Here is a 20,785-nt window from a genome sequence, read left to right on the forward strand (position 1 = left end):
GATGTTTCCGCTCCTTTTTCGATCCAGCGCGGGGCCGGCGCCGCCCGCGCATCCGTAAGGACAAACGCCGGCAGCCGCGGCAAGTTGCCGCACCCAGCGGCGACCTGCCGCTCCGTGGGGCTTCAGTTATCCACAGCGGCAATCTGCCGCGGTCACGCGGCACTTTGCCGTCTTGTCGCACCCCGCCAGCAAGCCATAACTGGGCCGCGCGTCGCTCCCGACGCACCACACAACCCTATGGCTCGGTTCCTGTTCCCACGATGGGCCAACAAAGTGGTGCCCCTGGGGCTGCTCTTCGGAGTTCTGCCCCTCGGCGCCGCTGTGATCGGCGGATTCTGGTACTACGGTACCAACAAACACCTCGAGGTCGGGTATCAGCCGGATCAACCGGTTGACTACTCGCACAAGCTGCACGCCGGCGACCTCGGTATCGACTGCCGTTACTGCCACAACACAGTGGAGGTCTCCGGCTTCGCCGCCGTTCCACCGACCGAGACGTGCATGAATTGTCACGCCAAGGTGCGGAGGGACAGCGAAAAGCTCCTGCTCGTTCAGGAGAGCTGGGCGAACGATCAACCCATTCCCTGGGTGCGCGTCCACAACCTGCCCGACTATGCCTATTTCGACCACTCGGCCCATCTGGCCGCAGGGGTCGGCTGCGTGAGCTGTCACGGCCGCATCGACCAGATGCACAAGGTCCGGCAGGTCGCGCCGCTCACGATGGGATGGTGCCTGGACTGCCACCGCAATCCGGGCCCCCACCTCCGCAATCCCGCCGACGTCACCAAGATGGATATGGCGCCCTCGACGGCCGTCATGGCGGGCGCCGGGGTCCCCCCGAACCCGGAACCTTATCAAGATCGCGTGCCAGCGGTCACTACCTCCGGGCGGCAGGTGCAGGCGCCGCTCCACTGCTCGGGGTGCCACCGATGAAACGAACTCCCCTCCCCCTCGCCCAGGACATCTCTGGAAAGACCTACTGGCGCAGCTTGAACGAGCTCGCCGGCTCGCCCGACTTCGTCGATGCGCTCGGGCGCGAGTTCCCTCCGGCCGCGTTCGAGCCGCCGGAGGGCGTCGGGCGGCGCACCTTCCTCAGCCTCATGGGCGCGTCGCTCGCCCTCGGCGGCCTCGTGGGCTGCCGCAGGCCCGTCGAGCAGATCCTGCCGTACTCGCGCGCCCCGGAGGAGATCATCCCCGGCCAGCCGCTCTTCTTCGCGACCGCGCTGCCGATGATGGGCACGGCCTTCGGCGTCCTCGTCGAGAGCCACGAGGGGCGGCCCACCAAGATCGAGGGCAACCCGAAGCACCCCGAGAGCCTGGGCGCGACCACCATCTACACCCAGGCCGCCGTCCTCGACCTCTACGATCCCGACCGCAGCAAGTCGCCGCGCGAGGGCGCGGCCGAGAAGTCCTGGGACGAGGCGGCGGCGTTCCTGCGCGAGCAGGGCGACAAGCTCCGCGGCCGCGGCGGCAAGGGGCTCACGATCCTGACCGAGGCGCACAGGTCGCCCACCCTGGCCGCGCGCCTCGCCGATCTCCGCAAGACGCTGCCCGAGGCGCGCGTCGTCCGGTACGAGCCGTTCTCGCGCGACGCCGCCCGCGAGGGCGCGCGGCTCGCGTTCGGCAAGCCGCTCGAGACCACGCTCGACCTGGCGAAGGCGCGCGTCATCGTCGCGCTCGACGCCGACCTGTTCGGCACCGACGGCAGCCCCGTCAAGCAGGCGCGCGCGTTCGCCGCGGGCCGCGCGGTCGACAAGGACCCGGAGGCGATGAACCGCCTCTACGCGGTCGAGAGCACCTTCACGATCACCGGCGCGTCGGCGGATCACCGGCTCCGGATCCAGAGCCGCAAGATCCCCGCCTTCGCCTTCGCGCTCGCCGCCGAGCTCGGCAAGCGCGGGGTCGCGCTCGACGCGGAGCTGCTGAAGGCGATCGAGGGCAAGGCCGGCGGGCTCGACGCCAAGGCGACCCGCCACGTCGCCGCCATCGCCGCCGATCTCGCGGCGAACCGCGGGCAAGGCGCGGTCGTGGTCGGGCGCTCCCTGCCGAAGGAGGTCCACGCCCTCGCGCACCTCATCAACCTCGCCCTCGACAACACCGGCAAGGCCGTCCGGCTCGTCGCGCCGTTCGACGAGTCGCGCGAGGGCCCCGAGGCGCTCGTCGAGCTCGCGCGCGCCATCGAGAAGAACGAGGTCGAGACGCTGATCATCCTCGGCGGCAACCCGGCGTTCGACGCGCCCGCGGACGCGCGCTTCGCCGACGCGCTCGCCAAGGTGCCCGTGAGCGTGCACGTCTCGACGCACGTCGACGAGACGAGCGAGCGCTCCCGCTGGCACCTGAACCGCGCCCACCCGCTGGAGTCGTGGAGCGACGTCCGGGCGGAGGACGGGACGGCCAGCATCGTGCAGCCGCTCATCGCGCCGATCTTCGGCGGCAGGACCGACGCCGAGATCATCGAGCTCCTGCTCGGCGGCTCGCGGACCGCGTACGACCTCGTGCGGGCGACCTGGCTGAACGCCGAGGGCGCGAAGCGCACCGAGCAGGACCTCCGCCGCGCGCTGCACGACGGCCTCTTCGCGGGGACCGCGCTCGCGGACGAGCAGGTGACCGCCACGACGCAGGCCGCGGTCGACGCGCTGCGGGCGTTCGCGCCCGCCGCGGCCGAGGGCCTGGAGGTGACCTTCCGGCCCGACATGCACGCGTGGGACGGGCGGTTCGCGAACAACGGGTGGCTCCAGGAGCTGCCCCACCCGATGACCAAGCTCACCTGGGGCAGCGGCGCGAACCTCTCGCCGTCCACGGCGGCGCGGCTCGGCGTGAAGGACGGCGACGTCGTCACGCTGTCGGGCGGCGGCGCCCAGGTCCGGATCCCCGTCGTCGTCGCGCCGGGGCAGGCGGACGACTCGGTGGCGATCGGCGTCGGCCAGGGCCGGCGCGCGGCGCTCCGGGTCGGGCGCGGCGTCGGCGTCGACACGACGCCGCTCCGCAAGAGCGACGCCTTCGAGCTCGCCGGCGGCTTCTCGCTGGAGAGGACCGGCGAGAAGGTGGAGCTCGCGCGGACGCAGGAGCACTTCGTCATGGAGGGCCGCCCGCTCGCGCGCGAGGGGACGCTCGCCGAGCTCGAGAACGACCCGGAGTTCGCGAAGAAGCAGGTCCACGTGCCGCCGCTCCTCAGCCTGTTCCAGGAGCCGAACCGCCGGCAGGGGCACGCCTGGGGCATGAGCATCGACCTCAACGCCTGCATCGGGTGCAACGCGTGCGTGGTCGCCTGCCAGGCCGAGAACAACATCCCGGTCGTGGGCGCGGACGGCGTGCGCCAGACGCGCGAGATGCACTGGCTGCGGGTCGATCGCTACTTCCAGGGGACGAACCCGGACGAGCCGGAGAGCATCCAGCAGCCGCTCCCCTGCCAGCACTGCGAGAACGCGCCGTGCGAGCAGGTGTGCCCGGTCGCCGCCACGACGCACAGCCCCGAGGGGCTGAACGACATGGCGTACAACCGCTGCGTCGGCACGAAGTACTGCGCCAACAACTGCCCGTACAAGGTCCGCCGCTTCAACTTCTTCGAATACGGCCAGCCGGACTCGGAGTCGCGGAAGATGCAGTTCAACCCCAACGTCACCGTCCGATCGCGGGGCGTCATGGAGAAGTGCACCTTCTGCGTGCAGCGGATCAACCACGCCAAGATCGAGGCGAAGCGAGAGGGGCGGGAGCACATCAAGGACGGCGAGATCGTGACCGCGTGCCAGGGCGCCTGCCCGACGCAGGCCATCGTCTTCGGCGACCTCAACGACCAGAACAGCCAGGTGTCCGTGACGTCCGCGAGCCCGCGCGGTTACCGGATGCTTGACGAGATCAACACAAAGCCGCGGGTCACCTACCTCGCCAGGATCCGCAACAAGAACCCGGAGCTCGCCGACGCATGAGCGCCACTGCACCCCTCCAGGTCGATCACCCCCGGATCTCCGACCGCGCTGCCCTCTTGGACGAGGCGCCGCTCGTGCAGGGGAAGGACGACTTCCGTTCCCTCACCGACAAGGTCGCGGGGATCGTGCTCAACAAGCCGCCCTCGGGGTGGCTCATCCTGTTCTGCCTCGCCGTCAGCCTCCTGCTCGTCCTCGGCGGCTCGCTCGTCCACCTCGTCGGGACCGGCATCGGTATCTGGGGGCTGAACACCACGGTCAACTGGGCGTGGGACATCACCGGCTTCGTGTTCTGGGTCGGTATCGGCCACGCCGGCACGCTCATCAGCGCCATCCTCTTCCTCTTCCGCCAGAAGTGGAGGACGAGCATCAACCGCGCGGCGGAGGCGATGACGATCTTCGCCGTCGCGTGCGCCGCCATCTACCCGGTGGCCCACCTGGGCCGGATCTGGTTCGCCCACTGGCTGTTCCCGATCCCGAACCAGATGAGCATCTGGCCGAACTTCAAGAGCCCGCTGCTCTGGGACGTGTTCGCCGTCTCGACCTACGCGACGGTCTCGGCCCTCTTCTGGTTCGTCGGGCTCATCCCCGACCTCGCCACGCTCCGCGACCGGGCCACGACGCGGACGAAGCAGATCGTCTTCGGCATCCTCTGCCTCGGGTGGCGCGGCTCGCACCGGCACTGGCTGCACTACGAGAAGGCCTACCTCATCTTCGCCGGCCTCTCGACGCCGCTCGTGCTCAGCGTGCACACGATCGTGTCGTTCGACTTCGCGGTCTCGATCGTCCCCGGCTGGCACACCACCATCTTCCCGCCGTACTTCGTCGCCGGCGCCATCTTCAGCGGGTTCGCGATGGTCGTCACGCTGATGGTGTTCGCGCGCAAGGCGTTCGGTCTCCAGGGCCTGATCACCATCCGGCACCTCGAGAACATGAACAAGGTCATCGTCGCGACGGGCACCATGGTCGGCTACGCGTACGGCATGGAGCTCTTCATCGCGTGGTACAGCGGCAACGCCTACGAGCGGTTCGCCTTCGCGAACCGCATCCTCGGGCCGTACGCCTGGGCGTATTGGACCATGGTGAGCTGCAACGTCATCTTCCCGCAGCTCTTCTGGTTCAAGAAGGTGCGCACCAGCATCCCCGCGATGTTCATCATCTCGATCCTGGTCAACATCGGGATGTGGTTCGAGCGCTTCGTCATCATCGTGACGAGCCTCCACCGCGACTTCCTCCCGTCCAGCTGGACCTACTTCCGCCCGACCATCTGGGACATGTCGACGTTCTTCGGCTCGTTCGGCCTCTTCTTCACCCTCTTCCTGCTGTTCGTCCGCTACCTCCCGATGGTCGCGATCAGCGAGGTGAAGGGGATCACGCCGGCGGCCGATCCTCACGGCTCGCACAGCAACGACGAGGCTCATCATGCAGCGTGACAGCGACCCTCCGAGCCGGAAGCGCTCCGGGGAGCCTGCCTCGGCCGAGGAGGCAGGAGAGCTCAAGGACTCCGATCGCGAAAGCCAGCCCGGCGACGACGAGGCGCAGGGCTTCGTGCCCAAGGACGAGGCGGAGTACGACAAGCCCCACGCGGAGGGGCCGCACGGGAAGGCCGCGCTCGGGCTCGAGCGCAAGCTGGAGCACCGGGCCGAGGAGGCAGCGGCCGCGGCGTCGGCCCCCTACGCGCTGATGGGCTACTTCTCGACCCCGGCGGACATCTACCACGCGTGCGAGGCGCTCCGGGACGCGGGCTACAGCCGCTTCGACGCGCACACGCCCTTCCCCGTGCACGGGCTGGAGAAGGCGATGGGGCTCAAGCCGACGCCGCTGCCGTGGCTCGTGCTCGGCGGCGGCGCGACGGGGCTCATCAGCGCCATCCTGCTCGCCTGGTACACGCAGCTCCACGACTATCCGCTCATCATCAGCGGCAAGCCGTCGTTCTCGTACCAGGCCTTCATCCCGATCTTCTTCGAGCTCACGGTCCTCTTCGCGGCGCTCACGTGCTTCTTCTCGCTCTTCGCGCTCGGGCGCCTGCCGTCGTTCTTCCACCCCACCATGACGCACCCCTCATTTCCGCGCGCGACCGACGACGCCTTCTTCATCAGCGTCGAGGTGAGCGACCCGAAGTTCGATGCCACGGAGACGCGCAACCTCCTCCAGCGCGTAGGCGCGCAGGGCATCAGGGAGGTCTCCTCGTGAACCGCTGGTGTATTCCCCTCCTCGTCGTCCTCGCGGGCTGTCGAGGACAGGCGAGCAGCGACCCGCCGATCCACGTCTTCGGGGACATGGACTGGCAGCCCAAGTTCCAGCCCGAGGAGGGCACGCGCCTCTTCGCCGACGGGCGGGCGATGCGGCCGCTCGTGCAGGGCACGGTGCACCAGGGGGCGCTCGACGAGAGCGACGCCTACCGCACCGGCAAGGACGGCGAGGCGTTCCTGGCGATGGCGCCCATCACCGTCGACGAGACGGTGATCCGGCGCGGCCAGGACCGCTTCAACATCTACTGCGCGCCCTGCCACGACCAGAGCGGCAGCGGGCAGGGCATGGTGGTGAAGCGCGGGTACCCGCCGCCCATCGACCTCGCGTCCGACCGGGCGCGCGGCCTGCCCGACGGCGAGATCTTCAACGTCATCACGAACGGCGTGCGGAACATGCCGGCATATCGGAAGCAGATCCCGGTCAAGGACCGGTGGGCGATCGTCACGTGGGTGCGCGTCCTGCAGCAAAGCCAGCACGGGCGCATCGACGATGTCCCCGAGGCCCAGCGGAGCAACATCGCGAAGGAGAGCGGAACTCCATGAAGTCCCACGGAAGTGCTCTGGCCGAGGACGCGAAGGTCCTCGATAAGGCGGTCGCGAAGCGGCTCGTCTCGAGGAGCATGGTGCTCGCCGTCGTCGGCGTGGCGCTCTCGGCGCTGGCGGCGATCGTCGACACGAAGCGCTTCGCGTTCTCGTACCTCACCGGCTTCACCTGGCTCGTGACGATCGGGCTCGGCGCGCTGTTCTTCGTGATCATCCAGCACCTGACGCGCGCGCGCTGGTCTGCGGCCGCGCGCCGCCACATGGAGTGGATGAGCGGCGTCCTGCCGGCGTGCGTCGTGCTGTTCCTCCCGATCGCGGTGCTCGCCCACGACGTCTACCACCACTGGATGGGGCCCGAGGCCGCGAACGATCACGTGCTCCACGAGAAGGCGGCGTACCTGAACCCGACCTTCTTCTACATCCGCGCCGCGGTGTTCCTCGCGGCGTGGACGGGCCTCGCGCTCTGGTTCATCAAGACCTCCCGCGCGCAGGACAACAGCGCCGATTTCCGCCCGACCGCGAAGATGCGGGCCAGCAGCGCCCCGGCCGTCATCGTCTTCGCCCTGACCCTCTCGTTCGCGGCGTTCGACTGGCTGATGAGCATCGACCCGCACTGGTACTCGACCATCTTCGGCGTCTACGTGTTCGCCGGCGCGGCCACGAGCTCCCTCTCGGCGCTCGCGCTGATCACGATCGCGCTCCACAAGGCGGGGCTCCTGCGCAAGGTGAGCAACGTCGAGCGCCAGCACGACATCGGCAAGCTCCTCTTCGGCTTCGTCATTTTCTGGGCCTACATCGCGTTCTCGCAGTTCTTGCTGATCTGGTACGCCAACATCCCGGAGGAGACGATCTTCTATCGTCACCGCTGGGAGGGCTCGTGGAAGGTCGTGAGCCTGGCCCTCTTGTTCGGCCACTTCGTCGTGCCGTTCCTCGTCCTCCTGTCGCGGCACGCCAAGCGGAGCCCGCTGGTCCTCGGGGCGGCGTCGGTGCTCCTCCTCGTGATGCACTACGTCGACCTCTACTGGCTGGTCATGCCGAACATGGATCACCACGGCGCGCACCTGAGCTGGATCGACCTCGCCGGCCTGCTCGGCCCGCTGGGCGTGGGGGCGTGGATGCTCTCCCTTCAAGCGGCCAAGAGCCCGCTGTATCCTCTGAACGACCCGCACCTTGCCGAAGCGGCTCGGATCGACAACCCGTAAGGAGCCGGCCATGAGCGAAGCGACCGACAACACTGCGACCGAGCACGCGGAGACCGAGCACGAGCATGCCGAGGCGGATCGACCGCCGAACTCGCTCATCTTCGTGATCGTGATCGCCACGCTGCTCTCCCTCGTGGTGACCGTCCTCTTCGTGAACGAGGTCTTCAAGGCGACGATGGAGCGGGAGATCTCGAGCAAGGTGCTCGAGCCGCCGAACAGCGCGCTCCGCGGCCTCCGGGCCATGGAGAAGGAGCGCCTCAGCCACTACCAGTGGGCGAGCGAGAAGGACGGCGTCGTCCGCATCCCGGTCGACCAGGCCGTGGCGCTCACGCTGAAGGCCTACCAGGAGAAGCGCATCGGGCAGCCGCTGCCCGGCGCGAGCGCCGCGGCCGCGCAGGCGGCGCAGCCCGGGCAGCCCGAGGACAGCAGCACGAAGCCCGACGAGGCCGCGGCGCCGAACGCCGAGAACGGCGCGCCCCTCCAGGGACAGGACGCAGCGAAGCCCGGCGACAAGGACGCGGCCAAGCCCGCCGACGCGAAGCCCGCCGACGCGAAGCCTGCCGACGCGAAGCCCGCTGACGCGAAGCCCGCTGACGCGAAGCCCGCCGACGCGAAGCCCTCCGACGCGCCCAAGCCCGCCGACGCCAAGCCCGCGCAGCCCGCGCAGCCGGGCGGCGCGGCCCCCAAGCCCGCCCAGCCCGCGCAGCCTGGCGGCGCGGCCCCCAAGCCCGCCAGCCCGGCGCCGTCGTCCGCTCCGGTGCAGTGATGTCCCGCCCGCTGTCCGCCCTGCTCGCCGTGCTCGCGCTCGTGGTGGCCACCGTCACCCCGGCGCGGCGCGCGCGGGCGGCGGACACAACCATTCCGACAGAGCTCGTCGGCATCGACATCGAGGAGCGGCCGGGCGCCCAGCTGCCGCGCGAGCTCAGGCTCCGCGACCAGTCGGGACAGGAGGTCGAGCTCGGCCGGTACGCGGCCGGCGACAAGCCCCTCGTCCTGGTGCTCGGCTACTACGAGTGTCCGATGCTGTGCTCGCTGGTCCTGAACGGCGTCCTCCAGGCGATGAAGGAGAGCGCCTGGAGCGCCGGCAAGGAGTACCGCACCCTCGTCGTGAGCTTCGATCCCCGCGACACGCCCGAGGCGGCGCGCAAGAAGCGGGCGAACTACATCGAGGCCTACGGCCGGCCGATCACCGGCGACGGCTTCGACTTCCTCGTCGGGGACGAGGCCTCGGTGCGGGCGCTCGCCAGCACGGTCGGCTTCAACTACCGATGGGACGAGACGGCAAAGCAGTACGCGCACGCGGCGGGCGCGTTCGTCTTCACGCCGGACGGACGCCTGTCGCGCACGCTGTACGGCATCTCCTTTCCACAGAAGAACTTCGGCCTCGCGCTGCGCGAAGCGGGCAGCGGGCAGGTCGGGAGCGCCTGGGATCGGGTGCTGTTGTTCTGTTTCCATTACGATCCCAACGCCCGAGGGTACGTCCTGGCGACGCAGCGGCTGATGAAGGCCGCCGGCGTCCTCACGGTCGTGCTGCTCGGGCTCTGGCTCATGCGCTTCTGGCGGACCGAACGCGCCCGCACGAGGGCGCGCGTAAACGAGGCTTCCTAGGACACAAGGTGGCGGAGCCACAATTATGGAGAATAAGAACCCGATCGAACTTGGCTCCTTCTGGCTGCCCCGCGCGGGGTCGACGCTCGCAGAGCACATCGACACCGGCTGGGCCGCGGCCTACTGGGTCTCGGTCCTCTTCTTCGTCCTGGTCACCGGGGCGGTCGTGCTGTTCGCCGTGAAGTACCGGCGGCGCAGCGAGCACGACAAGACGAGCCCCATCGACCACAGCGCGACGGTCGAGGTCGTGTGGACGCTGATCCCGCTCGCCATCCTCATCGCGCTCTTCTTCGTGGGCATGCGCGGCTACGTGCACGCCTCCGTGGCGCCGGCCGAGTCGTACGAGATCAACGCCACCGGCGAGATGTACATCTGGACGTTCACCTACCCCGACGGGACGACGACCGTGAACGAGCTCGCCGTGCCGCGGGGGCGCCCGGTGCGGATCATCCTGAGCTCGAAGGACATCCTCCACAGCTTCTACATCCCGGAGTTCCGCGTGAAGCAGGACGTGGTGCCGGGGTCGTACACGTCGGTGTGGTTCGAGGCGACGGACACGCGCGAGACGGTGCTCCTCTGCACCGAGTACTGCGGCTCCGGCCACTCGGACATGCTGGCCACCGTCAAGGTGATGGAGCCGTCGGACTTCGAGAAGTGGCTCGAGGGCAACAACAACAGCGACCTCCCGCCCGAGGAGCTCGGCAAGACGCTCTTCGCCAAGCGGAGCTGCGCGACCTGCCACTCGCTCGACGGGACGCGTATCCAGGGTCCGTCGCTCAAGGGGCTCTTCGGCCGCGAGGAGGAGCTCGCGGACGGTTCGAAGGTCACCGCGGACGAGAACTACTTCCGCGACAGCCTGTTCAACCCGCAGGGCCAGATCGTGCGCGGCTACCCGCCGGTGATGCCGTCGTTCAAGGGGCTCCTCAAGGACAGAGAAGTTGACGCGCTCATCGCTTACCTCAAGACGGTGAAGTGAGCGCCGGGGAGAAGCAGTCATGTCGCAGACAGTAACGACCCTCGACGTCAATACGGCACCGCACGGCGGCCACGAGACGGATTACATCCGGGCCAAGAGCGGGATCATGTCGTGGCTCACCACGGTCGATCACAAGCGGATCGGCCTGATGTACCTCGTCAGCACCTTCATCGCCTTCCTCATGGGCGGGGTCTTCGCGCTGGTCCTCCGGCTCGAGCTCCTGACGCCGAAGGCGACGATCATCAGCGCGAACGCCTATAACCAGATGTTCACGCTCCACGGCGCGGTGATGACGTTCCTCTTCATCATCCCGAGCATCCCCGGCGCGCTCGGCAACTTCCTCCTGCCGATCATGATCGGCGCGAAGGACGTCGCCTTCCCGAAGCTGAACCTCCTCAGCCTGTACCTCTACTGGATCGGCGCCCTCTTCACGCTCTCGTCGCTCGTCACGGGCGGCATCGACACCGGCTGGACGTTCTACGTGCCCTACTCGAGCACGGTCACCACCACGTCGGTCCTGAGCGTCACGTTCGGCGTCTTCATCCTCGGCTTCTCCAGCGTGCTCACGGGGCTGAACTTCGTCGTCACCCTGCACAAGCTCCGGGCGCCCGGGATGGGCTGGTACAAGATGCCGCTCATGCTCTGGGCGCTCTACGCGACGAGCATCGTCCAGATCCTCGCGACCCCCGTCCTCGGCATCACGCTCCTCCTGCTCATCGCCGAGCGCGCGTTCCACATCGGCATCTTCGACCCGGCGCTCGGCGGCGACCCGGTGCTCTACCAGCACTTCTTCTGGTTCTACAGCCATCCGGCCGTCTACATCATGATCCTGCCGGGCATGGGCATCATCAGCGAGCTCATCGCGGTGCACGCGCGGCGCCGGATCTTCGGCTATAAGGCGATCGCCTTCTCCAGCGTCGCCATCGCCCTGGTCGGCTTCCTCGTGTGGGGCCACCACATGTTCACCTCCGGCCAGAGCGAGCTCGCGGCGATCATCTTCTCGTTCCTGACCTTCCTCGTCGCCATCCCCAGCGGGGTCAAGATCTTCAACTGGACCGCGACGCTGTGGCGCGGCTCGATCGGCTTCAACGCGCCGATGCTGTACGCGCTGTCGTTCCTCATCCTCTTCTCGATCGGCGGCCTGACCGGCGTCTTCCTCGGGATGCTCAGCGTCGACCTGCACCTGCACGACACGTACTTCGTCGTCGCGCACTTCCACTACGTGATGGTCGGCGGCACGGTCATCGCCTACTTCGGCGGCCTCCACCACTGGTGGCCCAAGATCACCGGGAAGATGTACTCCGAGCGGCTCGCCGCCATCGCCTGCGTGCTCGTCTTCATCGGCTTCAACGTCACGTTCTTCTCGCAGTTCGTCCTGGGCAGCCGCGGGATGCCGCGGCGCTACTACAACTACCTCGACCAGTTCCAGCCGCTGCACGCCTTCTCGACCGTGGGCTCGTGGATCCTGGGCGCCGGCATCCTCGTGATGCTGGTCTGCTTGATCAAATCGCTCCGCTCCGGCGCGCCGGCGCCGAAGAACCCCTGGGGCGGGCTCAGCCTCGAGTGGACCACCGCCTCCCCGCCCATCACCGAGAACTTCGTCCGCACCCCGATCGTGACCAAGGGCGCATACGACTTCAACACGGAGAAAGCATGAGCGCGCACGCCGAGGCCGCAGATCGGCCGAACAAGGCAGGGCCGGTCCTGTCCCCCAATTTCCACGTCGCCCATCATTTCGACTCCGCGGACACGCAGTTCGACGCCAGCAGGATGGGCATCTGGCTCTTCCTGGTCACCGAGGTCCTCCTCTTCGGCGGGCTGTTCTGCGCGTTCGCGATCTTCCGGACCTGGTTCTTCGACTCCTTCGTGGAGGCCCACCACCACCTCGACAAGGTGATGGGCGGCATCAACACGGTGGTGCTCATCTGTTCCAGCCTGACGATGGCGCTCGCCGTTCGGTCGGCGCAGAAGAGCGACCAGAAGACCACGACGCGCCTGCTCGTGATCACGCTGCTCTGCGCGGCCGCGTTCCTCGTGATCAAGTACTTCGAGTACCAGCACAAGTTCCACGACGGCCTGCTGCCCGGGAAGTACTTCACCGCCCAGGGCTTCACCACGGCCCACGCGGGGATCTTCTTTGCCATCTACTTCATGATGACGGGCATCCACGGCCTGCACGTCGTCATCGGGATGGGGCTCATCACGTGGATCCTCATCCGCAACATGCGCGGTGAGTTCTCGAGCCGTTACTACTTGCCGGTCGAGGGGGTGGGGCTGTACTGGCACCTCGTCGACCTCATCTGGATCTATCTCTTCCCCCTGCTCTACCTGGTGGGCTGAGGCCTAGAGGACAGCATGTCGACACACGCAGAAGCAGCCGACGCGCACGGACACGGGCACGGCCACGGCCACGGCGCCGACCACGTGCCCCACGTCCTGCCGCTCAAGGTCTACATCGCCACGTGGCTCACGCTGCTCGTGCTCACGGTCGTGACCGTGGGCGCGAGCTACGTCGACCTCGGCGCCGCCAACCTGGCCATCGCGGTCCTCATCGCGACGGTGAAGGCGAGCGTCGTGGCGTTCATCTTCATGCACCTCAAGTGGGACCACAAATTCCACACCCTGATCTTCGCCTCGTCGCTCATCTTCCTGGCGATCTTCATCGGCTTCACCATGTTCGACACGACCAACCGGGGCCGGGCCGAGGAGATCGAGGCCGAGCGGCCGGCGGACTGGAAGGCGCCGTTCGACGGCAAGCGCGCCGCCGACAACTGGGTCGTGAAGAAGCCGCACAAGGTGGCCCCGCCGCCCAAGCAGGTCCACCAGGGCACCGAGTGACCGGCCGCGGGGCCGCGCGCCCCGCGGTCGAGCGCCGGACGTAAGCTGGCGCACAAACGTAAGCTCCGGGAATTACAGGGGTTTCTCCTGCCGACCCCCGGGTGTGGGCGCGGGCGCACCTCGCGCGTGCTCGCGGCTTTGGTGCGCGGTACAAGGGAGCGGTTGAAAGGCAACGTCGAAAGGTTGCTCCCGGCTGAACGCCGGGCGCCTCGACCGCGCCCTGGAAGCCCTCCCTGTCCGCGCGCGGATGCAATCCTCTTTCCAATCCTGGGCGCTTGACGCCGACCCCACCAAGAGCGGCGCGCCGCCGGCCGCGCGGCGGCGGCTCGCGGTGCTGCTGTCCGGCCCGAAGCCCCCGTCCTGGGACACCGCCGACCGCTGGCTGATCCAGCTCAGGTGGGTCGCGATCGCGGGGATGATCGCGACGACGGTCGCGAGCCGGAAGCTCGTGCCCGACCTCCGGCTCGGGCCGCTCGTCCTCGGCATCGCGGCGATCACGGTGGCGAACCTCGCCTGGACCTACCGGGTCCGGCACGCGCGCCCGCTCGACGGGGGCGAGCCCTCGGCGCGCGAGCCGGCGCAGGAGCTCGCGCGCGCCCAGCTCGTGGGCGACGTGGTCGCGAACGCCTGGATGCTCTGGTTTTCGGGCGGCCTCGAGAACCCGTTCGCGGTCTTCCTCGCCTTCCACATCGCCCTCTCCGGCCTGCTCTGCCCGCGGCGCACGACCGTGCTCGTGGGGCTCCTGACGCTGCTCGCGATCGGCGTGCTCACCGACGCGGAGCCGCTGCCGCTCGAGTCCGCGTCGCTCGACGGCGACCGCATCCGGCAGCTCGGCGACCTCGTCTCGCTCACGTCGCTGACGCTGTTCCTCGGCTTCTTCGTCGTCGTGTACGCGCATAGGCTCGAGGAGCTCCGGCAGCAGAGCCAGCGGAACGAGCGGCTGGCGATGCTCGGGCGCATGGTCGGCGGCATGTCGCACGAGCTCAGCACGCCGCTCGCGACGATCCTCCTCGCGAGCAAGGACCTCGTCGACGTGGCGCGCGAGACGGGCTCCGAGGACGCGGCGCGCATGGCCGAGACGGTGGCCGGCGAGGCCCGGCGCGCGAGCGACATCATCAGCCTGATGCGCGGACAGATCCGGCTCGACCAGCGGCTCGAGCCGCTGGAGCTCACCCGCTTCGTGCGCGACCTCTCGAAGGCCGAGCTCGCGCGGCTCGGCTACCGGGGCGAGATCGCGTTCGACACGCCGCGGCCGGTGCAGGCGAACGTGCTCAAGCCGGCGCTGCGCCAGGTGCTCGTCAACCTGCTCGCGAACGCGGCCGAGGCGACCGACGACCGGGCCGAGCAGCGGATCGAGGTGAGCGTCATCGAGCGCGGCGACGTCTGCGAGATCGCGGTCTCGGACAGCGGTCCGGGGCTGAGCCCCGAGATCGCCGGGCGGCTCGGGGAGCCGTTCCAGACGACGAAGATGTCGCAGGGCGGGATGGGGCTCGGGCTCTACATCAGCTCGATGATGGCCTCGCGCATGAACGCGGTGCTGCGCATGGAGAGCGTCGAGACCGGCGGGGCGAAGGCGACCTTGCGCCTCCGGCTCGACGGGACCCCGGGCCCGATGGACGCGGATCTGCCCCCCGCGCTGAAGCGCGCCGGGGCGGCCTGAGGTGAAGATGACGCGACGGATCGAGACGGCGCTGCTCGTGGACGACGACGACGCGTTCCGCACCACCCTGCAGGGCGCGCTGCGCCGCCGCGGCGTCGTGGCGAGGACCGCGGCGACGATCGACGAGGGGCTCGTGGCGCTCGAGTACGAGCCGGTGGACCTCGTGGTCATCGACTACCGCATGCCGCGCGGCGACGGGCTCAGCGCGCTCGCCAAGTACCGCAAGCTGCAGCCCGACGCGGCGATCGTGATGCTGACCGGGTTCGGGGACATCCCGCTCGCGGTGGCGGCGATGCGCGAGGGCGCGGACACGCTGCTCAGCAAGCCCGTCGACGCGGACAAGCTCCTGCGCGAGGCCGCGGGCCTCCGCGAGCGGCAGCGGCCGCCCCCCTCCTCGGCGTCGGCCCCGACGCCGCCGCCCGGGAGCCTGAAGCTCGACGACCTGGAGCGCGAGGCGATCCGCGCCGCGCTCCGGGAGTCGGGCGGCGTGGTGGCGACCGCGGCGAAGCTGCTCGGGATCGACCGGCGGACGCTGCAGCGGAAGCTGAAGAAGCTCGGGGGCTAGTGGTTGCCGAGCGCGTCGAGCGCGGCGAGGACGTCCTTCACGACGTCCTCCGTCTCCTCGACGCCGACCGAGAGGCGGATGAGCGCGGGGGAGATGCCGATCGCCGCGAGCTGCTCGTCGCTGAGCTCGTGGAAGCTCATGATGCAGGGCTGCTCGATGAGCGTCTCGACGCCGCCGAAGCTCGGGGCGATCGCGGCGATGCGGGTGCCGTCGACGACGCGCGCGGCCGCCTCGCGCCCGCCGCGCACGATGAAGCTCACGACGCCGCCGAAGCCGCGCATCTGCGCGGCCGCGACCTCGTGATCCGGGTGCGACGGGAGCCCGGGGTAGAACACCCGCTCGACGGCGGGGTGCGCCTCGAGCGCGCGCGCCACCGCGAGCCCCGTCGCGTTCTGCCGCTCGACGCGGAGCGCGAGCGTCTTCATCCCGCGGCCGATCAGCGCCGCGGCGTGGGGATCGATGACGCCGCCGAGGACGCTGCGCATGTCGCGGACGAGCGAGATCAGCGCGCTCGAGCCGGACACCGCGCCGCCGAGGACGTCGTTGTGGCCGGACAGGTACTTGCTGGCGCTGTGGACGACGAGGTCGATGCCGCGCCCGATCGGGTCGGAGTTGCACGGGGTCGCGAACGTCGCGTCGACGATCGTCTTGACGCGCGCCTTCTTGCAGATCTCGGCGAAGCGGGACAGGTCGATGCAGTGCAGGTACGGGTTCGTCGGCGACTCGCTCAGCGCGAAGCGGGTGCGCGGCTTGAAGGCCGCCTCGAGCTGGTCGAACGCGCCCGGGTCGATCAGCGTATGCTCGACGCCGAGCCGCGAGAGCACGTTGATCACGAACTGCCGCGTGCGGCGGTACACGTCGCGGAAGAGGATGACGTGGTCGCCCGCCTTGAGCAGGGCGAACGCCGTGGTCGTCACCGCCGCCATGCCGCTCGCGAAGAGCACGGCGTCCTCCGCGCGATCGAGCGCCGCGATGCGCTGCTCGACCTCGCGCACGGTCGGGTTGCCGTAGCGGCCGTACTCCTGGCGCTCCGGGTCCGTGTCGCCCCCGGCGAAGTAGCGCTCGAGATCCGCCGTGTTCGCAAACGTGTACGTCGCCGTCTGCGCGATCGCGGGGGCGAGGGTGTGGGACGGCCGGTCGCGGAGCACACCCGCGTGCACAGCATCGGTCGAGTTCGGCAGTTCGGTCTTCATGGGGGCGCTGAGGTGGGGGGGCGCCGGGGTGGGGGCGCCGAGGGGCCGGGATCTTCGGTGCACCGGCCTTCAGAATTGTCGCACTTGACGCGTCGGAAATATAGGGAATACCATCGGTTATGTTGCATCCAGTCGAGCGCCTTGCGGCGGCCATCGACGAACACGCCGAGAACGTCGCCAAATTCAAACGTGGTGAGCTGACCCCCGACCAGTTCCGCCCGCTGCGGCTGGCCATGGGGGTCTACGCGCAGCTCGCGCACGTGAAGCACATGCAGCGCATCAAGATTCCCGGAGGGCAGCTCACGGCTGCGCAGCTGGAAGCCCTCGCGGAAGTCACGGAGCGGTGGGGTCGCGGGCTAGCGCACGTCACGACCCGCCAGGACATCCAGCTCCACTACCTGGAGATCGAGGAGACGATCGACCTGCAGCGCGTGCTCGCGCGCGCGGGGGTGACGACGGTCGGCGCGTGCGCGGACACGCTCCGCAACATCACCGCGTCGCACCTCGCCGGCGTGGTCGAGGACGAGGTGTTCGACGTGACGCCTTACGCGCTCGCGGTCACCAAGCACTTCCTCTTCCACGAGCACAACCGGCGGCTACCGCGGAAGTTCAAGGTGGCCTTCTCGGGGAGCGCGCGCGACCACGCGCAGGTTATGATCAACGACATCGGTCTGTTCGCGAAGATCGGCGACCGCGGGCGCGGCTTCGCGGTCTACGTGGCCGGCTCGCTCGGCTCGACGCCCGAGATCGCGCACCTCTGGAAGGAGTTCATCCCGGAGTCCGATCTGCTGCCGTTGTGCGAGGCCGTGGTGAGCGTGTTCCACCGGGACGGAGAGCGGAAGAACCGGAAGAAGGCGCGCCTCAAGTTCCTGCTGCGCAAGATCGGCGAGGCCGAGTTCCTGCGCAGGCTCGACGAGGAGTTCGATCGCATCAAGGCGGAGCGCGGCGACGCGCTCGCGGCCGAGCTGGCGGAGAATGTGGGCAGGTACCGGGAGAACGATCCGCCCCCGCTCACGCCGCTGCGGGAGACGCTCGGCGACGGCGCGTTCGCGCGCTGGAAGCGGACCAACACGATCGCGCAGAAGCAGCCCGGCTACCGGGTGGCGACGGTCAAGCTGCCGCTCGGAGACATCACGAGCGAGCAGCTGAAGCGCCTGGCCGACCTGTCGCGGCGCTACGGCAACGGCGAGGTGCGGGCGACGAACACCCAGAACTTCGTGCTGCGCTGGGTGCCGGAGGGGCTGCTGCTCAACCTGCACCGTGAGCTCTCGCAGATCGGCCTCGCCGAGGCGGACGCGGGGCACGTCACCGACGTGGTGACCTGCCCGGGCGGCGACTACTGCACGCTCGCGATCACGAAGAGCATGGAGGTCGGCTCGCGCATCCGGGAGCACCTGGTGCCGAACGGCAGCCGCCAGGAGGCCGACGACTTCGTGAGCGCCCTCGGCGAGTTCGACATCAAGATCTCGGGGTGCCCGAACTCGTGCGGGCAGCACCACGTCGCCGACATCGGGATGACGGGGCTGATGGTGAAGGGCAAGGACGGGGTCGAGCGCCCGCACTACTCGCTCCGGGTGGGCGGCGGCTGCGGCCCGAACGCGCGCATCGGCGAGCGCCTCGACGGCCGCATCCCCGAGGAGGAGACGCCCAAGGTGATCGCCGCGATCGCGCGCTTCTACATGGCGGGTCGCGCCGAGGGCGAGAGCTTCCGCGACTTCGTGACGCGCAAGGGCGTGCAGGAGATCACCCGCGCCGGCTTTGCGGCCGCCGAAGGCGCAGCCATCTGAGCATCCGCCCCGCCCGGGGGCTCCGTCATCGGAGCCCCCGCCCCGCCCGTCCCTGACCTCTTCCAAGATGGTTCGCCAGGATGCCGGCTCTCCGGCGCCTGGCTCAGCCGCGCTCAACGGCGGCGTGGGATGAGCGGCGGATCCCCCGCGAACGGGTTCATCGCCAGCGCCGCCAGCACGCCCGCGGCCCCCGCCTTGACCTTCTCCATCCCCGGAGCGACCGGCGCGAGTTCCTCGCGCTCCTCGATGAGCTCCGGGGGAATGTCGAGCAGGAACCTGCTCGGCGTCCTCGGCACCATCTTGCCGCGCGAGCCGCGGTGCTTCGCCCGCGTGAGGTAGAGCCGATCGCGGGCCCGCGTGACCGCGACGTAGAAGAGCCGCCGCTCCTCCTCGATGCTGTGCCCGCCCGTGTCGCCCCCCTCGGCGCCGCTCGGCGCGGCGTCCGTGGCGCGCTCGTCGAGGCTGCGCTGGTGGGGCATCAGCCCCTCCTCCAGGCCGATCACGAAGACGTACGGGAACTCGAGGCCCTTCGCGCCGTGCATCGTGGTGAGCGTCACGCGGTCGGTGGCCTCCTCCTCCTCAGAGTCCTGCCGGAGCGCGAGCAGCCGCAGGAACTCGGCGAAGCTCGCGCGGTCCCCCTTCCCCTTCTCGTCGCGGCGCGCGAAGACGTTGAGCAGCCCCTCGAGGTTGCCCCAGCGGCGCGCGGCGGCGTTGTTCGTGGAGGAGCCGGTCATGATGTCCTCCTTGAAGCCGGCGTCGGCGAGCAGCGCGCGCGCGACCTCCGCGGAGGGCTCGCCGCGCTCGAGCCGCCCGCGCGCGGCCTCGATGATCCGGAGCAGCTGGCGGCACCCCTCGATCGCGGCGGCGCTCAGCTCGTGGACGGCGTGCGGACGCGACACCGCCGTCCAGAGCGAGGTGTCGTGCGCCGTCGCGTAGGCGCCGAGCTTGGCGACCGCGGCGTCGCCGACGCCGCGCGCCGGGTAGTTCAGGATGCGCCGCAGCGACATCTCGTCCTGCGGGTTCAGCGCGACGCGCAGGTAGGCGATGAGGTCCTTGACCTCCTTGCGCTCGAAGAACTGCTGGCCGCCGATCATCCGGATCGGGATCTGCCGCTCCTTGAGGGCCGACTCGATCGCGGCCGCCTGGAGGTTCGACCGGTAGAGCACGGCGATGTCCTTCGGCCGCGCGGCCTCGCGCTCCAGGAGGCGCTGCGCCTCCGTGGCCACGAAGCTCGCCTCGACGTCGGGGTCGACGCAGATGATGGACCTCACCTTGTCGCCGTCCAGGCGGGTGGCGATGAGCGACTTCTTGTGCCGCCGGGCGCCGGACTTCGCGAGCACCGCGTTGGCGACGTCGAGGATCGGCTTGCGCGAGCGGTAGTTGTGCTCGAGCTTGACGACCTTCGCGCCGGAGAAATGCTCCTCGAAATCGAGGATGTTGCGCACGTCGGCGCCGCGCCAGGCGTAGATCGACTGGTCGTCGTCGCCGACGACGACCACGTTGCGGTGCTCGCCGCAGAGCAGGCGCAAAAGCTCGAGCTGGGCGCGGTTCGTGTCCTGGTACTCGTCGACGATCACGAAGCGGTAGCGCATCCGCCAGCGCTCGAGGACGTCGGCCCGCGTCTGCCAGAGGCGGACCACCTCGCAGATGAGGTCGTCGAAGTCGAAGGCCTGGAACGAGCGCAGCGCCGCGTTGTAGCGCGGGTACACGAGCATCGAGATCTCGTCGTAGTCGTCGATGCCCTTGCCCTGCCGCTGCGCCTCGGCCCACGCCTCGGGCTCGAGGAACGCGTTCTTGGCGTTCGAGATGCGCGAGAGGATCGCGCCGACGTCGTAGCTCTTGCCGGCGCGGAGCTCGCGGAGGATCTCGCGGATGACCCCCAGCGCGTCGGACTGATCGAAGATGGCGAACGATCCGCCGCGCAGGCCGAGGGCGCGGGTCTCGGCGCCAAGCACGTCGAGGCCGAAGCGGTGGAAGGTGCAGACCTTCAGCTCGCGCGCGACCTTGGCGCCGACGAGCTTGCCGACGCGCTCGTGCATCTCGGCGGCGGCCTTGTTGGTGAAGGTCATCGCCAGGATGGAGCGCGCCGAGATGCCGCGATCGAGCAGGCGCGCGATCCGCGTGGTCACCACGCGCGTCTTGCCGGATCCGGCGCCGGCGAGCACCAGCATTGGCCCGAGCTCGTGCTCGACGGCCGCACGTTGAGACGGGTTCAATAAGTCCGACACCGTGCGGTGG

General features: G+C 69.3%; 17 protein-coding genes. 15 read left to right on the forward strand and 2 right to left on the reverse strand.

Annotated elements, in window-relative coordinates; genetic code table 11:
- The first annotated feature begins 237 nt into the window (after positions 1 to 237).
- The 14 genes from WMF26_RS43075 to WMF26_RS43140 all read left to right on the forward strand — a co-directional run bounded on the left by WMF26_RS43075 (position 238) and on the right by WMF26_RS43140 (position 15,567).
- A complete protein-coding gene (locus tag WMF26_RS43075) occupies positions 238 to 933 on the forward strand; it encodes a cytochrome c3 family protein (protein ID WP_437333882.1) in 696 nt (231 codons plus the stop codon).
- Complete coding sequence (locus WMF26_RS43080; RefSeq protein ID WP_437997460.1) at positions 930 to 3,926, forward strand: TAT-variant-translocated molybdopterin oxidoreductase; 2,997 nt, start codon at positions 930 to 932, stop codon at positions 3,924 to 3,926. The genes WMF26_RS43075 and WMF26_RS43080 overlap by 4 nt, the downstream gene beginning before the upstream one ends.
- Positions 3,923 to 5,356 carry an NrfD/PsrC family molybdoenzyme membrane anchor subunit gene (gene nrfD / locus WMF26_RS43085; protein ID WP_061629775.1) on the forward strand — a complete coding sequence of 478 codons (1,434 nt, stop codon included), beginning with the start codon at positions 3,923 to 3,925 and terminating at the stop codon, positions 5,354 to 5,356. The genes WMF26_RS43080 and nrfD overlap by 4 nt, the downstream gene beginning before the upstream one ends.
- The gene (locus WMF26_RS43090) at positions 5,346 to 6,116 is read left to right on the forward strand and encodes a DUF3341 domain-containing protein (protein ID WP_437951894.1); all 771 of its coding nucleotides are present in this window, start codon (positions 5,346 to 5,348) and stop codon (positions 6,114 to 6,116) included. Before nrfD ends, WMF26_RS43090 begins: the two co-directional genes overlap by 11 nt.
- Positions 6,113 to 6,718, forward strand: coding sequence for a c-type cytochrome (locus WMF26_RS43095; RefSeq protein ID WP_061629773.1), 606 nt, complete (start codon positions 6,113 to 6,115; stop codon positions 6,716 to 6,718). The genes WMF26_RS43090 and WMF26_RS43095 overlap by 4 nt, the downstream gene beginning before the upstream one ends.
- Entirely contained in the window at positions 6,715 to 7,920 is a 1,206-nt protein-coding gene (locus WMF26_RS43100) for a hypothetical protein (RefSeq protein WP_437997461.1), read from the forward strand. Before WMF26_RS43095 ends, WMF26_RS43100 begins: the two co-directional genes overlap by 4 nt.
- 10 nt (positions 7,921 to 7,930) lie before the next feature.
- Positions 7,931 to 8,686 carry a hypothetical protein gene (locus WMF26_RS43105; RefSeq protein WP_437997462.1) on the forward strand — a complete coding sequence of 252 codons (756 nt, stop codon included), beginning with the start codon at positions 7,931 to 7,933 and terminating at the stop codon, positions 8,684 to 8,686.
- On the forward strand, positions 8,686 to 9,528 hold the full coding sequence (locus WMF26_RS43110) for an SCO family protein (RefSeq protein WP_437997463.1): 843 nt from the start codon (positions 8,686 to 8,688) through the stop codon (positions 9,526 to 9,528). Before WMF26_RS43105 ends, WMF26_RS43110 begins: the two co-directional genes overlap by 1 nt.
- A gap of 25 nt (positions 9,529 to 9,553) precedes the next feature.
- Positions 9,554 to 10,504: a cytochrome c oxidase subunit II gene (gene coxB, locus WMF26_RS43115; RefSeq protein WP_437997464.1), complete on the forward strand. Its 951-nt coding sequence runs from the start codon at positions 9,554 to 9,556 to the stop codon at positions 10,502 to 10,504.
- A 19-nt stretch (positions 10,505 to 10,523) separates the two neighbouring features.
- Positions 10,524 to 12,161: a cytochrome c oxidase subunit I gene (gene ctaD / locus WMF26_RS43120; RefSeq protein ID WP_437951897.1), complete on the forward strand. Its 1,638-nt coding sequence runs from the start codon at positions 10,524 to 10,526 to the stop codon at positions 12,159 to 12,161.
- Positions 12,158 to 12,844 carry a cytochrome c oxidase subunit 3 family protein gene (locus tag WMF26_RS43125; protein ID WP_437997465.1) on the forward strand — a complete coding sequence of 229 codons (687 nt, stop codon included), beginning with the start codon at positions 12,158 to 12,160 and terminating at the stop codon, positions 12,842 to 12,844. Before ctaD ends, WMF26_RS43125 begins: the two co-directional genes overlap by 4 nt.
- 15 nt (positions 12,845 to 12,859) lie before the next feature.
- The gene (locus WMF26_RS43130) at positions 12,860 to 13,342 is read left to right on the forward strand and encodes a cytochrome C oxidase subunit IV family protein (protein ID WP_437333891.1); all 483 of its coding nucleotides are present in this window, start codon (positions 12,860 to 12,862) and stop codon (positions 13,340 to 13,342) included.
- A 247-nt stretch (positions 13,343 to 13,589) separates the two neighbouring features.
- Entirely contained in the window at positions 13,590 to 15,002 is a 1,413-nt protein-coding gene (locus WMF26_RS43135; RefSeq protein WP_437997466.1) for a sensor histidine kinase, read from the forward strand.
- A 7-nt stretch (positions 15,003 to 15,009) separates the two neighbouring features.
- A complete protein-coding gene (locus WMF26_RS43140; RefSeq protein ID WP_437315626.1) occupies positions 15,010 to 15,567 on the forward strand; it encodes a response regulator transcription factor in 558 nt (185 codons plus the stop codon).
- Here WMF26_RS43140 and WMF26_RS43145 read toward each other — a convergent pair.
- Positions 15,564 to 16,760 (reverse strand): trans-sulfuration enzyme family protein, encoded by a 1,197-nt coding sequence (locus tag WMF26_RS43145; protein WP_061629764.1) that lies wholly within the window; start codon positions 16,758 to 16,760, stop codon positions 15,564 to 15,566. The genes WMF26_RS43140 and WMF26_RS43145 overlap by 4 nt on opposite strands.
- Positions 16,761 to 16,879: 119 nt before the next feature.
- Here WMF26_RS43145 and WMF26_RS43150 point away from each other — a divergent pair, with 119 nt between their 5' ends.
- Entirely contained in the window at positions 16,880 to 18,547 is a 1,668-nt protein-coding gene (locus WMF26_RS43150) for a nitrite/sulfite reductase (protein WP_437997467.1), read from the forward strand.
- 113 nt (positions 18,548 to 18,660) lie between these two features.
- On the opposite strand, the gene WMF26_RS43155 is transcribed toward WMF26_RS43150, so the two are convergent.
- The gene (locus tag WMF26_RS43155; RefSeq protein WP_269084088.1) at positions 18,661 to 20,775 is read right to left on the reverse strand and encodes an ATP-dependent helicase; all 2,115 of its coding nucleotides are present in this window, start codon (positions 20,773 to 20,775) and stop codon (positions 18,661 to 18,663) included.
- Positions 20,776 to 20,785 lie beyond the last annotated feature (10 nt).

Source organism: Sorangium sp. So ce185 (assembly GCF_051526825.1).
Classification (GTDB): domain Bacteria; phylum Myxococcota_A; class Polyangia; order Polyangiales; family Polyangiaceae; genus Sorangium; species Sorangium cellulosum_D.

What these genes read in the sequence shown, in the direction of transcription:
- WMF26_RS43075 (WP_437333882.1), top strand. Translation starts at nt 238, where the DNA reads ATGGCTCGGTTCCTGTTCCCACGATGGGCCAACAAAGTGGTGCCCCTG.
- WMF26_RS43080 (WP_437997460.1), top strand. Translation starts at nt 930, where the DNA reads ATGAAACGAACTCCCCTCCCCCTCGCCCAGGACATCTCTGGAAAGACC.
- nrfD (WP_061629775.1), top strand. Translation starts at nt 3,923, where the DNA reads ATGAGCGCCACTGCACCCCTCCAGGTCGATCACCCCCGGATCTCCGAC.
- WMF26_RS43090 (WP_437951894.1), top strand. Translation starts at nt 5,346, where the DNA reads ATGCAGCGTGACAGCGACCCTCCGAGCCGGAAGCGCTCCGGGGAGCCT.
- WMF26_RS43100 (WP_437997461.1), top strand. Translation starts at nt 6,715, where the DNA reads ATGAAGTCCCACGGAAGTGCTCTGGCCGAGGACGCGAAGGTCCTCGAT.
- WMF26_RS43105 (WP_437997462.1), top strand. Translation starts at nt 7,931, where the DNA reads ATGAGCGAAGCGACCGACAACACTGCGACCGAGCACGCGGAGACCGAG.
- WMF26_RS43110 (WP_437997463.1), top strand. Translation starts at nt 8,686, where the DNA reads ATGTCCCGCCCGCTGTCCGCCCTGCTCGCCGTGCTCGCGCTCGTGGTG.
- coxB (WP_437997464.1), top strand. Translation starts at nt 9,554, where the DNA reads ATGGAGAATAAGAACCCGATCGAACTTGGCTCCTTCTGGCTGCCCCGC.
- ctaD (WP_437951897.1), top strand. Translation starts at nt 10,524, where the DNA reads ATGTCGCAGACAGTAACGACCCTCGACGTCAATACGGCACCGCACGGC.
- WMF26_RS43125 (WP_437997465.1), top strand. Translation starts at nt 12,158, where the DNA reads ATGAGCGCGCACGCCGAGGCCGCAGATCGGCCGAACAAGGCAGGGCCG.
- WMF26_RS43130 (WP_437333891.1), top strand. Translation starts at nt 12,860, where the DNA reads ATGTCGACACACGCAGAAGCAGCCGACGCGCACGGACACGGGCACGGC.
- WMF26_RS43135 (WP_437997466.1), top strand. Translation starts at nt 13,590, where the DNA reads ATGCAATCCTCTTTCCAATCCTGGGCGCTTGACGCCGACCCCACCAAG.
- WMF26_RS43140 (WP_437315626.1), top strand. Translation starts at nt 15,010, where the DNA reads ATGACGCGACGGATCGAGACGGCGCTGCTCGTGGACGACGACGACGCG.
- WMF26_RS43145 (WP_061629764.1), bottom strand. Translation starts at nt 16,760, where the DNA reads ATGAAGACCGAACTGCCGAACTCGACCGATGCTGTGCACGCGGGTGTG.
- WMF26_RS43150 (WP_437997467.1), top strand. Translation starts at nt 16,880, where the DNA reads ATGTTGCATCCAGTCGAGCGCCTTGCGGCGGCCATCGACGAACACGCC.